This window comes from Halovenus salina, assembly GCF_026410925.1.
GTDB classification, from domain to species: Archaea; Halobacteriota; Halobacteria; order Halobacteriales; family Haloarculaceae; genus Halovenus; species Halovenus salina.
This window is the reverse complement of sequence record NZ_CP112972.1, coordinates 2,976,195-2,992,229: the sequence shown is the minus strand read 5'-3', so window position 1 is coordinate 2,992,229 and position 16,035 is coordinate 2,976,195. Positions and strand designations below refer to the sequence as shown.

The following is a 16,035-nucleotide window of genomic DNA, read 5'->3' as shown; positions in this document are numbered from 1 at the left end:
CGGCCGCCGGAGCTCAAGGCGGTAAGCGCAGTATATCGCCCTTACCTGAGTGTGAGTTCGAACTATACGGGCGGGGACGGTAGGTCCGCGTGAAATGACTGATGACGATTTTGAACTGAGTGCGCCGGAACTGAGCCGCGACGACCTGCTCGTCCTTGATGACCCTCGTTTCACGCGCGACACCGTCGCTATCGTCACGGGAGCGGCGTCGGGAATCGGTCGGGCGACTGCCGTAGCGCTGGCGGCAAACGGACTGACCGTCGTCGGTGCGGATATCGACGACGATGGTCTCGCAGAAACCGAACGGTTAGCCGCGGCTGTCGATGCCGAAGGGAAAATCGACTGCGTTCAGACCGACCTGACCGACGAGGACGACGTGGACGCGATGGTGGCTGCAGCGAGTGACGACGGTCAGTTGCGATACGTCGCGAACATCGCCGGAATGCAACACATCGACCCAATCTCGGAGTTCCCGATGAATAAATACGACCTACTTCAAGACGTGATGGTACGGGCTCCGTTCGTCCTCTCGAAATGTGCGATGCCACATATCAAGGCCGCCGACGACGGCGTCGGTGCGATTGCCAACATGTCCTCGGTCCACGGCCACTATGCCACCCGTGACAAAGCCGCCTACATCACCGCAAAGCACGCGATTACGGGACTCACGCGAGCAATTGCTGCCGAAGGAGACGGAACGCTTCGAGGGTTCTCGGTCAGCGTCGGCTACGTGCTCACGCCGTTGATGCTCGACCAGATAGCCGATACCGCAGAGAGTCGGGGTATCTCCGAACAAGCGGTCGTCGAGGACGTAATGCTCGGCCAGGCACGCACAAAAACGATGATGACTCCGGCAGAAGTCGCTAACCTGTTCGTGTTCGGCTTTTCACAGCACGCGAACCACCTGAACGGAAGTGACCTATGCTGGGACGGCGGCTACACGACCACTTATGAGTGACCTATCCATGTGTGACTGGTACGACCAACTATGAGTGAGGATTCAAAAACAAACGTCGCAATCGCGTGCCAGGGTGGCGGAAGTCATACAGCGTTTACTGCTGGCGTGTTACAGCGGTTATTGTCGGACTGTGACTGGGACGATGAGTACGAGTTGGTCGGGCTCAGCGGGACATCGGGCGGGGCATTTACTGCACTCGCCATGTGGTACGGTCTGGTCACGGCCGATAAAGAGACAGCAATCGGCCTCCTCGAAGACATCTGGGACGACCTGTCGGCGACAGCCTACAGCGACCGGACGCTCAACAGCTGGGTCCAGTTCGCCAATACGCTCGAACGGACCGGCGTTCCGCTCCCGGAGGTCAGCCCCTACGACGTACCGGGTAACGAACTCGGCAAAGAACGCATTCGTACCGTTCTAGAACGACATATCGACTTCGAAGCGATACCCGAACACTGCAAGCACGGAGCACCTGAGTTAGTGGTGGGAACTGTCGATGTCAACGCCGGTGTCTTCGAGACGTTCACCAACGAGTCGGTGACCGTTGACGCGATACTCGCGTCGGCCGCAGTCCCGAATCTATTCGAAGCGGTCGAAATCAACGGCCACTATCATTGGGACGGACTGTTCTCACAAAATCCACCAGTCCGTGACCTGATGCTCCAGCCACCCGAAAACAAGCCAGAGGAGCTGTGGATTGTTCAAATAAATCCACAGCAGTTCGAGGGCGAACCTCGGTCGAGAGAGGTGATTGCCGACCGTCGGAACGAGCTGTCGGGCAACATCTCGCTCAACCAGGAGCTTGGCTTCATCAAGCGGGTCAACGAGTGGGTCGCGGATGGAACGCTGCCTGCCGACGAATTCACACAGACAGACATCCACCGTATCCAGATGGGCAAGCGATTTCACTGCTCGACGAAACTGGACAGGAGCCCAGACTTCATCAACGAGTTGGTACAGCGTGGACACAGCCAGGCCGGTGAGTTTCTCGACCAAAAGCCGGAGTGACGCCCGCTGTCTCGCTTTTGATTCGGTCTGGCGTTACGGACGTGTTAGTGTATATTTAAATAGACGAATACCATTGTCTCAGGTATGGTAGTCACAGAATCCGGCGACGGGTGGACCGTAGAACTCGAAGACGGGGTAATGGTCTGGGAGTTTCTCCCTGGGATGGAACTGTCTGCGTTCAAAAAAGACGCGTACCCAGTTTTTGAGGAGTTGCTCGAATCACACGATCTCGACGCGATGGTGACAGTGGTCAAACTCGACGACCCCTTCGACGGCGAGGTATTCGACGTATGGGAGCAATCCGCCCTACGCGCTGACGAGGCGGGAATGGAGCGGTGGGGAGTCGTCGCAGATGGAATCAAAGCTATCTCGTTGCGGGGGAAGATAGACACCGGCACTCTAGAGACGCTGACGACCGAGGACAGAACAGAAGCAGAAGAGTGGGCCCGGGAGGCCTGAGTCGGCCACACTCGCCGACCAGAACATGACCGACAATCAACAATCCAACGCTTCACAGGCGCCGACTGCGTCACAAAAAAAGTTCGAGACGATTTTCGAACACGCAAACGACGCGATATTCATCGTCGACGTCGAAAACGACAGCATCGTCGACTGTAACCCTGCCGCAGAGAAACTTGTGGAATACCCGCGAGAGGAGCTGCGGTCGATGCCTGCCTCGGATTTACATCCACACAACTTAGAACAATTCAATTCGTTTGCCGAAACGGTCTTTGAAGAGGGTGAGGGATGGACAGATGAAATTACGTGTTACTGTAAGAGCGGAGATATCATCCCGGCGGAAATGTCGGCATCGGTCATTGAGCTTGACGGTCGGCCACACTTGGTCAATCATATTAGAGAGACGAGCGGTCGAGACGAGCGTGACTGGTTCGAAGCCCTCCTTGAGCATTCAAGCGACCTGATTACAGTCATCAAACCAGACGGTACGGTCCGATACCAGAGTCCATCGGTCGATAATATCCTCGGATACAGCCCAAAAGAATTGCGCGACGAGGTGTACTGGGAGTTTCTCCATCCCGACGACGAGCCTGCTGTCAGAGAGGCTATTGAACAGATGGTCGGGCACTCCAGAGCAGCCGTTCAGTCCCACGAGTATCGGTTCCGCCAGGCCGACGGGACCTGGGTGTGGCTTGAAGGGATTGTCAGTCACCGTCCGGAGTCGTCGATTTCAGGCTATTTGATCAACGCGCGAGACATCACGCCACGCAAAGAGAGTCGCCAGCAAGCGATGGTTCTCAACCGCGTGTTACGCCACAACCTTCGGAATGGACTGAGCGTCGTTCTTAACCGTGCGGAGTTGCTCGCCCGCTCCGAGACAGCCGACGTCACGACAAACGCCGAGAGCATCGTCTCAAAGGCCGCCGAACTGCAGGAGCTAACGACCTACACCGAGGACCTCGCCGAAATGCTAGACACACACCGGATTTCGCGCGAGCAACAGGACCTGACACAGCTCGTAGAGACAGAGGTGACACGTCTTCAGCAAACCTACCCGACGGTCACTGTCGACGCCGAGATACCGGACCACTGTCTCGTAAACGCCGCACCAAAGCTGCGGCTTGCACTTGAACACGTCCTGACAAACGCCGTTGAGCACAATGACGCCGACGGCCCAACAGTGTCGGTCAGCATCGAACAGCCAACGCAAGGCCACGAGTACGTGAGGCTCACCGTAGGCGACGACGGACCAGGGATTCCGGCCGAAGAACAGGAGGTGCTGCTCAACGGCACCGAGGAGCCGTTGCGGCATGGAAGTGGCGTGGGACTGTGGATAGTCAACTGGGTTGTCACACGTTCTGGAGGCTACATTAGCTTCGATACGAATAATCCGCGAGGTAGCCGTGTCACACTCGCACTCCCACCAAATGAGTAAATCCCAACAATAATATTTAAATTTTGTGCAGACTGGCGGTCGGATTGCGCATCGTAGTCGCCACTTTACAAAGGGGATGTGTTGGTATTGATGTCATGTCAGATGGAGATAGCGGCGGACTGGAGCGACGGTCCGCCGAAGACATCGAAGCGACCGTACAAAGTATCAAAAAGATGCTCCTCGTGGGAGGGGTGTTCGCCGTCATCGGCTACTTGCTCGCCGGGAGTGCGCTCTTTTTCGAATTAACCGAGTTTCATCCGATACTCGAGGACTTCTTCGCGACGCACACCGAGCACAGTTTGGCCGGTGGTGGTCCCGAGCGCGCGTCGGATGCACTAAACAGTGACCTTGCCGAACTGCACAGCTGGCCGTCGACGCTACTGTGGCTCAAACTCGGCGGCGTTGCCCACATCCTGCTCGGTATCTTTGTCGCGCTAGCGGCCATCGTCCGTGCGCTAGCCCTGATGCCCCACCGCCTCTCCTATGAGATGGAGCGGACCCAGGGATAGACGCTCCCGACGGCGAGATGCGCAGGTTTAACAGTCAGGGTCCCGACCTTCTGGGTATGCAAGGAAACCTTCCCCCGGAAGCACAGGAGAAACTCGAAGAGCTGCAGGACCTTCAAGAGACGGCACAGCAGGTCGCCACCCAGAAACAGCAGGCAGAGACCGAACTCACCGAGTCCAAGACAGCACTCGAAGAGCTCGAGAACATCGATGGCGAGACCACGATGTACCGGAACGTCGGCGAACTTCTCGTCGAGACCGACTACGAGCAGGCACAAGAGGACCTCGAAGAGAAGGTCGACAGCCTTGAAGTCCGCGTCGAGACGCTGGGCAAGCAGGAGGAGCGCGTCCAGGACCAGTTCGAGGAACTCCAGCAGGAGCTCCAGCAGATGCTCGGCGGCGGTGCCGGCGGCGGCCCGATGGGCGGCGCTGGCGGCGCGTAATCCGGCCATGACCGACGACGGTGTTGTCCCCGACGACGAGACGGTAGTTGAGACAGCGGCTGACGCCGCGGAGAACGTGATATTCTCCCGGTACGATCGGTCGGCAGTCTCGGACGTTGACATCACAGTCACCTTCGAGGACGGTACCCTGGAGGTCGACATCTATCTCGATGCCGAGGAGGGACGGACCGACCCCGAACAGGTGACAGAGGACGCGGCGCTTGCGGCACAGAGCGCCGTCGACGACCTCCTGTTGTAGCCACGGCTTTTTCCCCCTCCGCCACGAAGCGGACGCATGGAACACGAGGCAACAGTCGAGGGTGTCGGCGTCGGTGTCGGCGACGGGGGTAACAGCCTCCCGGTAGTGATACTGGAGGCGAGAGAGCGTCTCGTCCCGATATTCGTCAGCGGCGACCAGGCCCAGTCGATGCAACTCGCGATGGAAGGAGAGCCATTCGAGCGACCGCTCACACACGATCTGTTCGTCGAGATGGTCGCCGAGTTCGGCGCGGCAATCGACCGCGTCCGCATCGACGACCTCGCCGACGGGACCTTCTATGCGAAGATCGATATGGAACAGTATCACGGCGGCGAGCGAAAGCAGGCCGTCTTCGACGCGCGCCCCTCGGACGGTATCGCGCTCGCCCTGCGGGTCGACTGCCCGCTTATCATCACCGACGAGGTCATCGACGAGGCCGGGAAGCCTCCTGAGGCCTTCGAAGCCAAAGAAGAACTGGACGACCCAGGCGAGGAAGACGACGACCCGTTCGGCGACCCCGGCGACGACCCCTTCAGATGACAGCGTACGACTCCCTCATTCTGGATTACGACGGCGTCCTGGTAACCGTTCTCGACAGCGATGCACGGACGGAGGCCTGTTGGCGGGCTGTCGATGCGGTCGAGCCTGCTGGACTCGCTCCGGACCGTGATATCGTGACGACACTCGCAAGCAGTGTTTCGCCGGAGACAGTCAGAGAGCTGAGTGACGACCTCGGCGTCTCCTCGGAGACGCTGTGGCGGTTCCGGGACAACATGCTCGCGAGGGTGTTGACGGATGCCGCTGTCGACGGGCAGAAGCGACCGTACCCGGATATCGACTCCCTCGCTGCGCTCTCGGAGGTCCCCCTCGCCATTGCGAGCAACAACCAGCGCCGCGTCGTCGAACACATCCTCGACGAGTACGAGTTCGCCGACGCCTTCGAGACCGTCCACGCCCGAGAGCCCTGCCTCGATAGTCTGGCACTGAAAAAGCCCGAGCCGACGTTTCTGGAGCGGGCACGCGAGGACATCGGCACCAGGAATCCACTGTACGTCGGCGACAAGGAGAAAGACATCGTGGCCGCACAACGCGCCGGCATGGACGTTGCGTTCATGCGACGCGACCACAACCGGACCCGCTCCCTGGAGACGACACCGACACACAGCGTGACGGACCTGGACGAGGTCGTCGGGCTAGTCACGGAATCGGTCCCACCGACGTAGACCGTTACTCCGCTCCGAGCAGTGTGCCACTACTATCTTCGACGACGACCGTATCCCCAGCAGCGACGCCATCGGCGTTCCCCGCCGGGAGTTCGAGAATCCGGTCCGCCCGCGCCATCCCGATGCCCCGCCAGGGCGGCAGCCGCGAGACTCGAACCACCTCGTTGTCGTCGAGCCAGATGACATCGAGCGGCATCCGGACGAACAGCATGTGCACCAGCTGACGGGGCGGCCCGCTCGTGAACGGAGAGAAGGTGTCGCCGCCGACCTCCATTACCAGCGCGAACTCCTCGGGGAGTGTCGAGCGAAACATAAGCCCCCGCGCCGTCGAGAGTAGCGAGTCGGCGACGGTGACGTTGCTGGCGAGGACCCGTCGATCTGTCTTCCCGTCTCCACCGAGCGTCTCGTCTCCTTCGTGGACGACGCGCAGGTCTGCCATATTCGGTGGTGACGTAGCCAACATAAAAGACAATTTCCCTCGTCGTAGCACCACCAATTTATACTACCAAGTAATACACACTCATATGACCAGAGTTCGCGACCCAGTAGAGCCACCCGTCGTACTCACGGTGGCCGGCACTGACTCCGGCGGCGGCGCAGGAATTCAGGCCGACATCAAGACAATCGAGGCCTGTGGCGGCTTCGCGACGAGCGCCGTCACGAGCGTCACGGCCCAGCACACACGGGGTGTCGAGAGCACACACGTGCTACCAGCCGAGGAGGTGACGGCACAGTGTGCGGCTGTCCGCTCGGATTTCAATATTAGCGCGGTCAAGACAGGGATGCTCGCGACCGCAGAGGTCGTCGAATCTGTGACCGAACAGCTCCACGACGTTGATGCACCCGTCGTTGTCGACCCGGTGATGGTCGCTGCCTCAGGAGACCGGCTGCTCGACCGCGACGCCGAGTCAGCCTACGAGCCACTACTAGGGGAGTCGACCGTGGTCACCCCGAACGCAGACGAGGCAGAGGTGCTCACCGGCGTCGAGGTTACCGACGCCGAGAGCGCGGCCGAAGCCGGCGACCGCCTCGTCGAGATGGGAGCCGAAGCAGCGCTCGTCAAAGGGGGACACGTCGCCGGCTCGCCGGTCGTCGACGTACTAGTCTCGGAGGAGGGTGTCGAGCGCATTCGTCACCCCCGGATTGAGACGGACGCGACTCACGGCTCGGGCTGTACGCTGTCTGCGGCGATTGCGACACGCCTCGGTCAAGGGAGCGACCGTGGAGCGGCTGTTCGGGCGGGTGTCGACCTGCTCGAACGCGCGGTCAGATACGGCCTCGATGTGGGGGAAGGGCCAGGTGCAGTCCACCACACCGTCGAACTCCGGAACGATGCTGCCAGAGAGCCGACCGCCGAGGCTGTCAGCGACGCCGTCGCCGAGCTCGTCAGCATGAAGCTGGCCCGTCTCGTTCCGGAGGTCGGCATGAACGTCGTCGGCGCGACACCATACGCCGAGTCACCCGAGGAGTGTGCAGCCGTCGAGGGACGCATCACGCGCCGATTAGACGGGGTTGGAGCAAACGGCGGCGTCCGCTTTGGCGCGTCGAGTCACGTCGCGCGGTTCCTGATTGCCGCCCGCGAGTACGAGCCCGACTACCGGTTTGCGGTCAACTGTCGGTTCGACGACGCCGTCGAGCAGGCACTGGAGGCGCTTTCGTGGCCGGTTGGGAGCTACGACAGGAGCGAACAGCCAGACGAGGTCGAGTCCGTCGAGGGAAGTACGATGCAGTGGGGAGCCAGACAGGCCTTCGGGGGCCGAGAGCCCGCGCCGGTCGCGGTGTACGACCCGGGTGCGGTCGGGAAAGAGCCGATAGTGAAGCTACTGGCTGCGGAGGTGGAGACGCTGGTTGAGCGGGTGCAGACGCTCCGCGAGCAGCTCGCGACAGAACACACTCACTGACCAAACGCGCCCTGTTCGATTTCTGCCTGTAACGTGTCGAGTGAAGGCACATCGTCGCCGGCGAAGGTCTCGACCAGCGCGTAGACCTCGGACCGTGATACCTTGACATCACCGTCCAGCATGACATCCTCTGGTCGGGCGCGCAGCTCGCGAATCGTTGCGACGGCGAGCAAGTATGGAATCGCCCAGGCACTCAGGACGTTGCCGCGGCTGCCGGGCATCGTCTCGAGCCAGGTTCGTGCGTCCTCTGTGTACCCTTCGGCCCGGGCAACAAGCGCCTCGATGACGGGGACGAACGCTTCGTCTCCTGTTCTCATGTCTTCGGGGTGGAGGCCGTGGCGCTCCAGCAGTTCGTCGGGGACGTAGACGTTGTTCTCTTCCTCGTAGTCGACAGCAACGTCCTTGGCAACGTTGACCAGTTGCAAGAGGAGACCGAACGAGGGTGCAACGTCGTACAGGCGCTCTCGGGTCCGCTCTGGCGCGTCGCGTGCGACGAGCCCAGTGACGAGGTGACCGACAGTTCCCGCGACGTACCAACAGTACTCTTCGAGTTCGTCGACTGTCTGGATGCGGAGACCGCCCTCCGTGGCGTAGCGGTCGATGAATAGCCCCATACCGTCGACCATCTCGGTCACCGCTGGCGCTATTTCGGCCTGTGAACTCTCGGGGAGCGCCCGGTAGGTCCGAAAGAGGCGGGGCGTCTCCGCGACGACGTGCCAGTCGGCCGACGGCGCGTCCGGTATCCACTCCTCGACGCCGTGCATAAACTGGTCGAGACGCTCGGGGTCACCAGTCTCGAAGGCGGACCGATACTGGTCGAGTAAGCGAGCCTGTTCAGCCGGCGGAATCGTATCGCTGTCTTCGATTGTATCCGCGACGCGACAGAGCAGATAGCCGACACAGATTTCACGCGCCAGCGGCTCGTCAAGTTCACTGATAGTGAGCGCGAACGTCCGGGAAACGTCTCCCACTATCTCGTAACACCAGTCGAAGTCCGGCTCAGCTGGTATCGAAGCGTGGTCCCTCACTGATAGTACGCTAGGTGGAATCTGGTAAAAAGTTCTGGGGAGTCAGAGCCGGTATCACTCCCCGAATCCGAGCTCGTCCAGAATCTTTGATTGGGCAGCATTGAGATGTTCGGTGAATGTCGATGGCTGTATCCCGAGTTCGTCGGCGACCTCTCCTGCGTTGGCACCGCGGGGGTAGTCGAAGTACCCCATCTCTGTCGCCGTCTCCAGCACCTCCTGTTGACGGTCGGTCAACCGGCGCACGTCGACGGGAGTGATATCGCTGTCTTCGTCGTCGCTTCGCCCGCTAACGAGATGCTCGATGCGAACATCACCGAAACGGTCCTGGAACGCCCGGATGTTCTTCCGGAGGTCCGTTATATCCCGGGCGTGTATCGTCACGTGGAGGTCGCCGTCGACGGCGTAGGTGTCACTCACCGGCCCCACCGTTTCCTCAACGAACTCACAGACACAGGGCCGATTCGGGTCGCGGTCGAACTCGTAGACGGTTCGTGGCCCGTAGTCGAACACCTCCGAGAACTCGGCCTCGTCGGCTGTCGTCGGCATCTCTGTCGAGTCCGCCGGTGCGGTGAACTGTTCGGTGACACCGTCGTCGCCGGAACCCCACTCGATTTCCTCGATTGGTTCGTCAACTGCCGAGGACGCACTCGCAACCGGGCAGGTCTCTGGCGTCGTGAAGACCAGTTCCGCTCGAATCCCGCTCATATACGAAACGTATGGTTTTACCGCCAAATAGCGGCTGCCGATTCCCAATCTGTGGGAACATCACACACGGAGTAGTCAGGCTCGAAGGGAACACCTACCATCACCGACGCCGAACCCGGAAGCATGTACTGTCAGGATCTCGTCGACAGACTCGACGACGAACTCCGGACCGACGACTACGCCGACCTCGATGCGAGCGCCAACGGCCTGCAGGTCGGGCCCGCCGACCACAAGGTAGAGACGGTCGCTTTCGCCGTCGATGCTGCAGTCGAGACAATCGAACGCGCAGCAGACGCCGGTGCGGACCTGCTCGTCACCCATCATGGTCTCTCGTGGGGTGGTATCGAGCGCGTCACCGGCCGGGAGTACGAGCGAATCGCCCGGCTCGTGGAAAACGAGCTCGCACTCTATACCTCTCATCTCCCGCTGGACGGCCACCAGGAACTCGGCAACGCCGCGGGGGTCGCGGACCTGCTCGGCCTGGAGGAGACCGAACCGTTCGGGTCGCTGGGACCAGAGTCCATCGGACAGCGCGGCCGAACGCCCGAACCACGCCCAATTGCCGAGATTCAAGAGACACTACAGGGCCTCGACACGGGCGGACAGGGCGTACAGCTGCTCGAATTTGGTCCCGAGTCCGTCCAGGATATCGCCGTTGTCACCGGCAGCGGCGTCGACTGGCTCGACGAGGCCCAGGACTGTGGGGCGGACGTGCTCGTCACCGGCGAAGGAAAACAGCAGGTCTACCACGACGCCCGGGAATCGGAGATTCACGTGGTTCTCGCGGGCCACTACGCGACCGAGACCTTCGGCGTCCGGTCGCTGGCGGCGCTGGTCGAGGAGTGGGGGCCGGAGACGACCGTCATCGAGTGTCCGACCGGGCTGTGAACTGCGTCACCGGACCACCGTGACGGGGACCGGCGACCGGCGGAGGACTTTTTCGGCGATGTTGCCGACGAACAGCCGGTCAGCCAGCGACCCTCCGTGAGCGCCAACGACGACCGCATCGACCCCTTCGCTGGCGTCGAGAATATGTCGGGCAGGGTGCCCGACGGCCACCTTGGTCGTCACCGCCGTGTCGTACTCCTCGGCGACCGCGTCTGCGCTCGCGACGACCTCCGCGCCGAGGGATTCGGCCTCGGTCTGGAGGTCCGCCGCCAGTGCGAGCCGTGTCGCTTCGCCCATCATTCCCGAGGGCTCCCCGACGACGTGGAGCGCAGTAATCTCAGCCTCGGGATGGACCTCCAGCGCGTACCTGAGTGCGCGTAGAGACATCTCCGACCCGTCTATCGGAACGAGAACGCGTTCTATCATGGAATATGTTGGCGCGACCCGAAGATAAGCCCGTCGCCGGAGACGAGCGTCCGAAAATCACCGTGAAGACTATGCCGTGGCTGGGCCAAGGTCAGCTATGACTGAGGACATACTCGCACACGTACTGGTACCGGTTGCAACTGAATCCGACGCAACAGAGACCGCCCGCGCACTAGGGCAGTACTCGCCGGCGCGGGTGACCGTCACCCACGTCGTCGAGAAAGGCGGCGGCGTTCCGGACAAGACGCCCGTCGAACAGTCCGAAGCCATCGCCACAGACGCCTACGATGCTGTGCGTGAGTGGTTCCCAGATGCCAAAGAATACACCACGTATGAAACCGACGTGGTCAGGGGTATCTTCACGGCGGCGCGAGACGTCGACGCGACGGCGATTGCTTTCCAACCCCGCGGTGGGAATCGACTTTCCAAGTTCCTCGCGGGCGATTTCACACAGAAACTCGTGACGAACGCGCCGTTGCCGGTCCTCGTCTTGCCACGAGAGGAGAGTCACTACTGACAGGATGATCAATCGCGTCTGTGGTGAGGACCGACCAGATCCAGCGTCGTACGCTGTCAGCCCACCCTGTACACACGAGGAGTTCCTCGCAGCCGCCAAGGTGTACGCACGCGAGGTCGTCCGCGCGGCCGGGCTCACAGTCACCGTGAGCGACCTCTCTTGGAGAGTCAGCACGCGAGCGAAGCGACGCGCGGGAGCGGTCCACCACCGCGACGGGCGGCCCCAGTCGGTATCGCTCGCCTGGCGACAATTCGAGAACAGCGCTTGGAGCGAGACAGCATCGACTATCCGCCACGAACTGATTCACGTCCACCTGCTCAACGAGAACGGCGACACGGGACACGGGCCACAGTTCCGTCGACTGGCCGAGGGGCTGGACACGAGCGTCCACTGCCAGCGGTTCGCCGCCCCAGAGTGGTGGGTCCGCTGTGAGGACTGTGACAGTCAGATCGCCAGGTACCGCCGCTCGAAGCTGGTCTCGAACCCGTCGGCCTACGAGTGTGGGAACTGCGGTGGTGACCTCCGTGTCGACCCCGCAGACTGATAGTGATTGTTGCGGTTATTTTCCCGACCACGTCACGAACCTTGGTGTTTCACGGAGTGAGGCTCACATCTCATTTCCCGGCGGCGGTAAAGACTCGCAACAGTCACGATGAGACGGACGATGACCGTTGTTCGTATTTGATATACATAATGACGTGACTCTTTACAAACATATCGGACAGCGCCCGTTGCTGGTGTTTGCGTCGCTACCCGTTCTATTCGATTATAAAAATCAAAAAATTTATACAATTGTACTGTGTCGATGTTAGACATTCATCCCCCGCTGGACGATGATGGCTATCACATCCGACGCTCGGCGATTTCGCGTGCTTGTCGAACAGCTTGAGCTACCGGTGTTCGTCGTCGACAACACGGGGACACTCACGCACGTCAGCCCGGAGTTCGCCGAGCGCGTCGGCTCCGAGGGAACGGAGTCGCTCGTCGGTAAGTCAGTGACACAGGTCATCAGAGAACGTGACGCTGACGCCCTCGTCGGCCCGGGAGAGATACCCGATACCGTCTCGATTCGGCCAACACAGGCCAACGAGCCTGGACCGCAGTACGACCTTCGCAGGGTGGACGGCGAGATACTAGGCTGTCCACCGCCAGATGCTGTCGAAAACGCCGAAGTCGCACGGGCTCTCAGAGCGCTCCACGAAACAACACGAGTACTTCGCCGAACGGAATCGAGGGACAAGACACGCAGCGTCGTTATCGAGTCGGCCGTCGACGTACTCGGATTCGACCGATGCCTGCTCGCCGAGGCAGACGACTCCGCCTTCGAAGTCCGGGCAACCTCGGCGAACTGCCCGCTCGAGCCCGGAGAGGACCTACACAGAAAAGAGGCAGGGCTACTAGACGCGGCGTATCGAGTAGACGAGCCACGAGTGACAGCCGAGGGAGTCACGGCAGCGAGTGGAGACCGTTCTCACTCGTCGGTTCGGTCGGCAATCACCGTCCCCGTCAAGCCGTGGGGCGTGTTCCAGGCACAGTCGACAACACCCGACTCGTTCGACGACCGAGACAGACGACTCGCAGAGATGCTCGTCAGTTCCTTTGGAGCCGCGATAAAGCGTCACAGACGCGAGACACAACTCCGCGGTGCTACCAAGGCACAGGAACGCCAGCGCCGCCAAATCGAAGCAGTACACACCGTTACAGCCGAGATGAAATCCTGTGAGACCCGTCAGGCCGTCTACGAACTCACAATCGAGGCAGTCGAGGATATTTTCTCTTTCGACATTTGTGCAATCGGCGAAGTGGAAAGCGGCGTGTTAGTTCCGAAAGCCGTCGGCTCGGATCTGTCGCTTGACGATTGCTACGAGGAGACACCAATCGACCAGGAAGACAACCTCGGGAGCCACACATACCGCCGCGGCGAGAGTTTCGTCGTCGACGACCTGCAGGCGGCCGGCTACCTGCCCGCACAGCCGTGCTACCGGTCGGCACTCAGCCTCCCGCTGGGAGACTGGGGGGTGTTCCAGATTGTCTCGGAGTCGGCCGGGGCGTTCGACGAGACGGACTGCCGACTGGTCGAACTGTTGGCTGAACACGCGGTCGCCGCTATCGAGCGCATCGACCGGGAGACAGAGCTCAAACGCCGAGCACGCGAACTCGAACAGCAGAATGCCAGGCTCGACGAGTTCGCGTCGATCATCTCACACGACCTCCGGAATCCGCTGAATGTCGCGTCCTTGCGCACAGAATACGCACTGGAGACTGGCGACACCGACGCCCTGGAGACGGCACAGGAGGCGCTCGACAGGATGGAGGCAATCGTCGAAGACGTACTGACGCTCGCCCGCCAGGGCGAGGCTGTCGATGCGTCCCGGCCGGTCAACCTCCGCCACCTTGTCAAGCGCTGCTGGAGACGAGTGCCGACCGAGGACGCGACACTACGGGTCGAGACCGACAGCACAGTCAGCGGCGATAGTGACTGTCTGAGCCATCTCTTCGAGAATCTGTTTGGCAACGCTATCGAGCACACCCAGGATGCTGTCACCGTAGAAGTCGGAAACCTTTCCGAACGGAACGGCTTCTACGTCGAAGACGACGGGCCAGGCATCGACGCGGAACACAGGGCGAGAGTCTTCGAACGCGGATACACCGACTCCTGCTCTGGAACCGGGCTCGGGCTCGCTATCGTCGCAGACGTTGTCAGTGCCCACGGCTGGGAGGTTCAGGCCGTCGCGTCCGACTCGGGCGGTGCCCGCTTCGAGATAACTGGGGTCGACCACATGGACCGCTCGTGAACTCGCGGCCAAGGAGGACGCGACAGGTAGATTGAAACCCCTGACTCCCCGAAAGAGAAACATGAGCTACGAGACCGTGCGCGGAACCGACGAGGCAGTCGCCGACGCCCTCGAAGCCGAGCGGGACCGACAGAACGAGACGCTAGCGATGATTGCGAGCGAGAACCACGTCAGCAAGGCGGTGCTCGAAGCACAGAGCTCCGAGCTGACAAACAAGTACGCCGAGGGCTACCCCGGCGGCAGGTATTACGGCGGCTGTGAACACGCCGACGAGATCGAGAACCTTGCTATCGACCGGGCAAAAGAGCTCTGGGGTGCCGACCACGTGAACGTCCAGCCCCACTCGGGGACGCAGGCGAACATGGGCGTCTACCTGGCGATGCTCGAACCCGGCGACAAGATTCTGTCACTGGAGCTGAACCACGGCGGCCACCTCTCGCACGGGCATCCGGCGAATTTCACGGGCCAGACCTACGAGGTCGAGCAGTACCAAGTCGACGAAGAGACCGGCTACATCGACTACGACGGGCTCGAAGCGACGGCCGAGGAGTTCGACCCCGATATCATCGTCTCGGGATACTCCGCCTATCCTCGGGACGTAGAGTGGGAGCGCATCCAGGCCGCCGCCGACGCCGTCGACGCGTACCATCTCGCCGATATCGCCCACATCACCGGACTGGTCGCGGCGGGTGTTCACTCCTCGCCGGTCGGCGTCGCCGACTTCGTCACCGGCAGTACACACAAGACTGTCCGTGCAGGTCGTGGCGGCATCATCATGTGCGATGAGGAGTACGCAGACGACATCGACTCGTCTGTGTTCCCCGGTGCGCAGGGTGGTCCGCTGATGCACAACATCGCGGGTAAAGCCGTCGGCTTCGGCGAGGCGCTCCAGCCCGAGTTCGAGGAGTACGCCCAGCAGGTCGTCGACAACGCCGAGGCACTCGGCAACCGACTCCAGGAACATGGCTTCTCGCTTGTTTCGGGCGGCACCGACAACCACCTCGTTCTGGTCGACCTCCGAGAGTCACACCCGGACACGACCGGCAAGGAAGCCGAGGAGGCACTCGAAGAGGTGGGTATCGTACTCAACGCCAACACAGTCCCGGGCGAGACGCGGTCGGCGTTCGACCCCTCCGGAATCCGAATCGGAACGCCGGCACTCACGACGCGTGGCTTCGGCGAGGAGGCGATACGAGAGGTTGCCGACCTCATTACTCGCGTCGTCGATAGTCCTGACGACGAGACTGTCAAAGCCGAGGTACGCGAACGCGTCGACGAACTCACAGACGAGTTCACGCTGTACGACTGATTGAGCGGTGTCTCACTCTTGCGTTACGTGTTTGGGGAGAGAGGGGTCAAACAGAGAGAACCGTTCCCCTGACGGAGATCCGTGCCTCTGACAGCCGGAGTACGACAGGCGTGTTGCAACTCCTGTCGCCACTCTACGTTTAGTGTGATGTGTACATACAAATGATTACTAATAT

19 protein-coding genes are annotated in these 16,035 nt (G+C 61.2%); 15 read left to right on the top strand and 4 right to left on the bottom strand.

The window, feature by feature from the left end:
- Window positions 1-94 precede the first annotated feature (94 nt).
- The 9 genes from OSC37_RS15105 (at window position 95) to OSC37_RS15065 (ending at window position 6,291) form a co-directional block, all read left to right on the top strand.
- Window positions 95-958 (top strand): SDR family oxidoreductase, encoded by an 864-nt coding sequence (locus tag OSC37_RS15105; protein ID WP_267162262.1) that lies wholly within the window; start codon window positions 95-97, stop codon window positions 956-958.
- A 30-nt stretch (window positions 959-988) separates the two neighbouring features.
- Window positions 989-1,966, top strand: a complete 978-nt coding sequence (locus OSC37_RS15100) for a patatin-like phospholipase family protein (protein ID WP_267162261.1) — start codon at window positions 989-991, stop codon at window positions 1,964-1,966.
- Window positions 1,967-2,050: 84 nt separating this feature from the next.
- Window positions 2,051-2,425: a hypothetical protein gene (locus tag OSC37_RS15095; RefSeq protein WP_267162260.1), complete on the top strand. Its 375-nt coding sequence runs from the start codon at window positions 2,051-2,053 to the stop codon at window positions 2,423-2,425.
- Window positions 2,426-2,450: 25 nt separating this feature from the next.
- On the top strand, window positions 2,451-3,860 hold the full coding sequence (locus OSC37_RS15090; protein ID WP_267162259.1) for a sensor histidine kinase: 1,410 nt from the start codon (window positions 2,451-2,453) through the stop codon (window positions 3,858-3,860).
- A 95-nt stretch (window positions 3,861-3,955) separates the two neighbouring features.
- On the top strand, window positions 3,956-4,369 hold the full coding sequence (locus OSC37_RS15085; protein WP_267162258.1) for a hypothetical protein: 414 nt from the start codon (window positions 3,956-3,958) through the stop codon (window positions 4,367-4,369).
- Window positions 4,370-4,425: 56 nt separating this feature from the next.
- Complete coding sequence (locus OSC37_RS15080) at window positions 4,426-4,809, top strand: prefoldin subunit beta (RefSeq protein ID WP_267162257.1); 384 nt, start codon at window positions 4,426-4,428, stop codon at window positions 4,807-4,809.
- 7 nt (window positions 4,810-4,816) lie between these two features.
- The gene (locus OSC37_RS15075; RefSeq protein ID WP_267162256.1) at window positions 4,817-5,068 is read left to right on the top strand and encodes a DUF3194 domain-containing protein; all 252 of its coding nucleotides are present in this window, start codon (window positions 4,817-4,819) and stop codon (window positions 5,066-5,068) included.
- 36 nt (window positions 5,069-5,104) lie between these two features.
- On the top strand, window positions 5,105-5,608 hold the full coding sequence (locus OSC37_RS15070) for a bifunctional nuclease family protein (RefSeq protein ID WP_267162255.1): 504 nt from the start codon (window positions 5,105-5,107) through the stop codon (window positions 5,606-5,608).
- Window positions 5,605-6,291: an HAD family hydrolase gene (locus OSC37_RS15065; RefSeq protein ID WP_267162254.1), complete on the top strand. Its 687-nt coding sequence runs from the start codon at window positions 5,605-5,607 to the stop codon at window positions 6,289-6,291. The genes OSC37_RS15070 and OSC37_RS15065 overlap by 4 nt, the downstream gene beginning before the upstream one ends.
- Before the next feature lie 4 nt (window positions 6,292-6,295).
- Here OSC37_RS15065 and OSC37_RS15060 read toward each other — a convergent pair whose 3' ends face one another.
- On the bottom strand, window positions 6,296-6,721 hold the full coding sequence (locus tag OSC37_RS15060) for a DUF192 domain-containing protein (RefSeq protein WP_382186978.1): 426 nt from the start codon (window positions 6,719-6,721) through the stop codon (window positions 6,296-6,298).
- 94 nt (window positions 6,722-6,815) lie between these two features.
- On the opposite strand from OSC37_RS15060, the gene thiD reads away from it, so the two are divergent.
- Window positions 6,816-8,192, top strand: coding sequence for a bifunctional hydroxymethylpyrimidine kinase/phosphomethylpyrimidine kinase (gene thiD, locus OSC37_RS15055; RefSeq protein WP_267162252.1), 1,377 nt, complete (start codon window positions 6,816-6,818; stop codon window positions 8,190-8,192).
- Here thiD and OSC37_RS15050 read toward each other — a convergent pair.
- Both OSC37_RS15050 and OSC37_RS15045 read right to left on the bottom strand, forming a co-directional pair.
- Window positions 8,186-9,220, bottom strand: a complete 1,035-nt coding sequence (locus tag OSC37_RS15050; RefSeq protein ID WP_267162251.1) for a phytoene/squalene synthase family protein — start codon at window positions 9,218-9,220, stop codon at window positions 8,186-8,188. The genes thiD and OSC37_RS15050 overlap by 7 nt on opposite strands.
- Before the next feature lie 54 nt (window positions 9,221-9,274).
- Window positions 9,275-9,925, bottom strand: a complete 651-nt coding sequence (locus OSC37_RS15045) for a helix-turn-helix domain-containing protein (RefSeq protein ID WP_267162250.1) — start codon at window positions 9,923-9,925, stop codon at window positions 9,275-9,277.
- A gap of 123 nt (window positions 9,926-10,048) precedes the next feature.
- On the opposite strand from OSC37_RS15045, the gene OSC37_RS15040 reads away from it, so the two are divergent.
- Window positions 10,049-10,813 (top strand): Nif3-like dinuclear metal center hexameric protein, encoded by a 765-nt coding sequence (locus OSC37_RS15040; RefSeq protein WP_267162249.1) that lies wholly within the window; start codon window positions 10,049-10,051, stop codon window positions 10,811-10,813.
- 6 nt (window positions 10,814-10,819) lie between these two features.
- On the opposite strand, the gene OSC37_RS15035 is transcribed toward OSC37_RS15040, so the two are convergent.
- Window positions 10,820-11,239, bottom strand: a complete 420-nt coding sequence (locus OSC37_RS15035; protein WP_267162248.1) for a universal stress protein — start codon at window positions 11,237-11,239, stop codon at window positions 10,820-10,822.
- Between the two features lie 97 nt (window positions 11,240-11,336).
- Here OSC37_RS15035 and OSC37_RS15030 point away from each other — a divergent pair, with 97 nt between their 5' ends.
- From OSC37_RS15030 to glyA, 4 genes are all read left to right on the top strand, one after another.
- On the top strand, window positions 11,337-11,756 hold the full coding sequence (locus OSC37_RS15030; protein ID WP_267162247.1) for a universal stress protein: 420 nt from the start codon (window positions 11,337-11,339) through the stop codon (window positions 11,754-11,756).
- A gap of 4 nt (window positions 11,757-11,760) precedes the next feature.
- Window positions 11,761-12,300: a SprT-like domain-containing protein gene (locus OSC37_RS15025; protein ID WP_267162246.1), complete on the top strand. Its 540-nt coding sequence runs from the start codon at window positions 11,761-11,763 to the stop codon at window positions 12,298-12,300.
- A gap of 292 nt (window positions 12,301-12,592) precedes the next feature.
- The gene (locus OSC37_RS15020) at window positions 12,593-14,551 is read left to right on the top strand and encodes a GAF domain-containing protein (RefSeq protein ID WP_267162245.1); all 1,959 of its coding nucleotides are present in this window, start codon (window positions 12,593-12,595) and stop codon (window positions 14,549-14,551) included.
- A gap of 61 nt (window positions 14,552-14,612) precedes the next feature.
- Window positions 14,613-15,860 carry a serine hydroxymethyltransferase gene (gene glyA / locus OSC37_RS15015; protein ID WP_267162244.1) on the top strand — a complete coding sequence of 416 codons (1,248 nt, stop codon included), beginning with the start codon at window positions 14,613-14,615 and terminating at the stop codon, window positions 15,858-15,860.
- Window positions 15,861-16,035 lie beyond the last annotated feature (175 nt).

Excerpts from the sequence above, each read along its gene's own strand:
- OSC37_RS15105 (WP_267162262.1), top strand. The coding sequence starts at position 95 with ATGACTGATGACGATTTTGAACTGAGTGCGCCGGAACTGAGCCGCGAC.
- OSC37_RS15100 (WP_267162261.1), top strand. The coding sequence starts at position 989 with ATGAGTGAGGATTCAAAAACAAACGTCGCAATCGCGTGCCAGGGTGGC.
- OSC37_RS15095 (WP_267162260.1), top strand. The coding sequence starts at position 2,051 with ATGGTAGTCACAGAATCCGGCGACGGGTGGACCGTAGAACTCGAAGAC.
- OSC37_RS15090 (WP_267162259.1), top strand. The coding sequence starts at position 2,451 with ATGACCGACAATCAACAATCCAACGCTTCACAGGCGCCGACTGCGTCA.
- OSC37_RS15085 (WP_267162258.1), top strand. The coding sequence starts at position 3,956 with ATGTCAGATGGAGATAGCGGCGGACTGGAGCGACGGTCCGCCGAAGAC.
- OSC37_RS15080 (WP_267162257.1), top strand. The coding sequence starts at position 4,426 with ATGCAAGGAAACCTTCCCCCGGAAGCACAGGAGAAACTCGAAGAGCTG.
- OSC37_RS15075 (WP_267162256.1), top strand. The coding sequence starts at position 4,817 with ATGACCGACGACGGTGTTGTCCCCGACGACGAGACGGTAGTTGAGACA.
- OSC37_RS15070 (WP_267162255.1), top strand. The coding sequence starts at position 5,105 with ATGGAACACGAGGCAACAGTCGAGGGTGTCGGCGTCGGTGTCGGCGAC.
- OSC37_RS15065 (WP_267162254.1), top strand. The coding sequence starts at position 5,605 with ATGACAGCGTACGACTCCCTCATTCTGGATTACGACGGCGTCCTGGTA.
- thiD (WP_267162252.1), top strand. The coding sequence starts at position 6,816 with ATGACCAGAGTTCGCGACCCAGTAGAGCCACCCGTCGTACTCACGGTG.
- OSC37_RS15045 (WP_267162250.1), bottom strand. The coding sequence starts at position 9,925 with ATGAGCGGGATTCGAGCGGAACTGGTCTTCACGACGCCAGAGACCTGC.
- OSC37_RS15040 (WP_267162249.1), top strand. The coding sequence starts at position 10,049 with ATGTACTGTCAGGATCTCGTCGACAGACTCGACGACGAACTCCGGACC.
- OSC37_RS15035 (WP_267162248.1), bottom strand. The coding sequence starts at position 11,239 with ATGATAGAACGCGTTCTCGTTCCGATAGACGGGTCGGAGATGTCTCTA.
- OSC37_RS15030 (WP_267162247.1), top strand. The coding sequence starts at position 11,337 with ATGACTGAGGACATACTCGCACACGTACTGGTACCGGTTGCAACTGAA.
- OSC37_RS15025 (WP_267162246.1), top strand. The coding sequence starts at position 11,761 with ATGATCAATCGCGTCTGTGGTGAGGACCGACCAGATCCAGCGTCGTAC.
- OSC37_RS15020 (WP_267162245.1), top strand. The coding sequence starts at position 12,593 with ATGGCTATCACATCCGACGCTCGGCGATTTCGCGTGCTTGTCGAACAG.
- glyA (WP_267162244.1), top strand. The coding sequence starts at position 14,613 with ATGAGCTACGAGACCGTGCGCGGAACCGACGAGGCAGTCGCCGACGCC.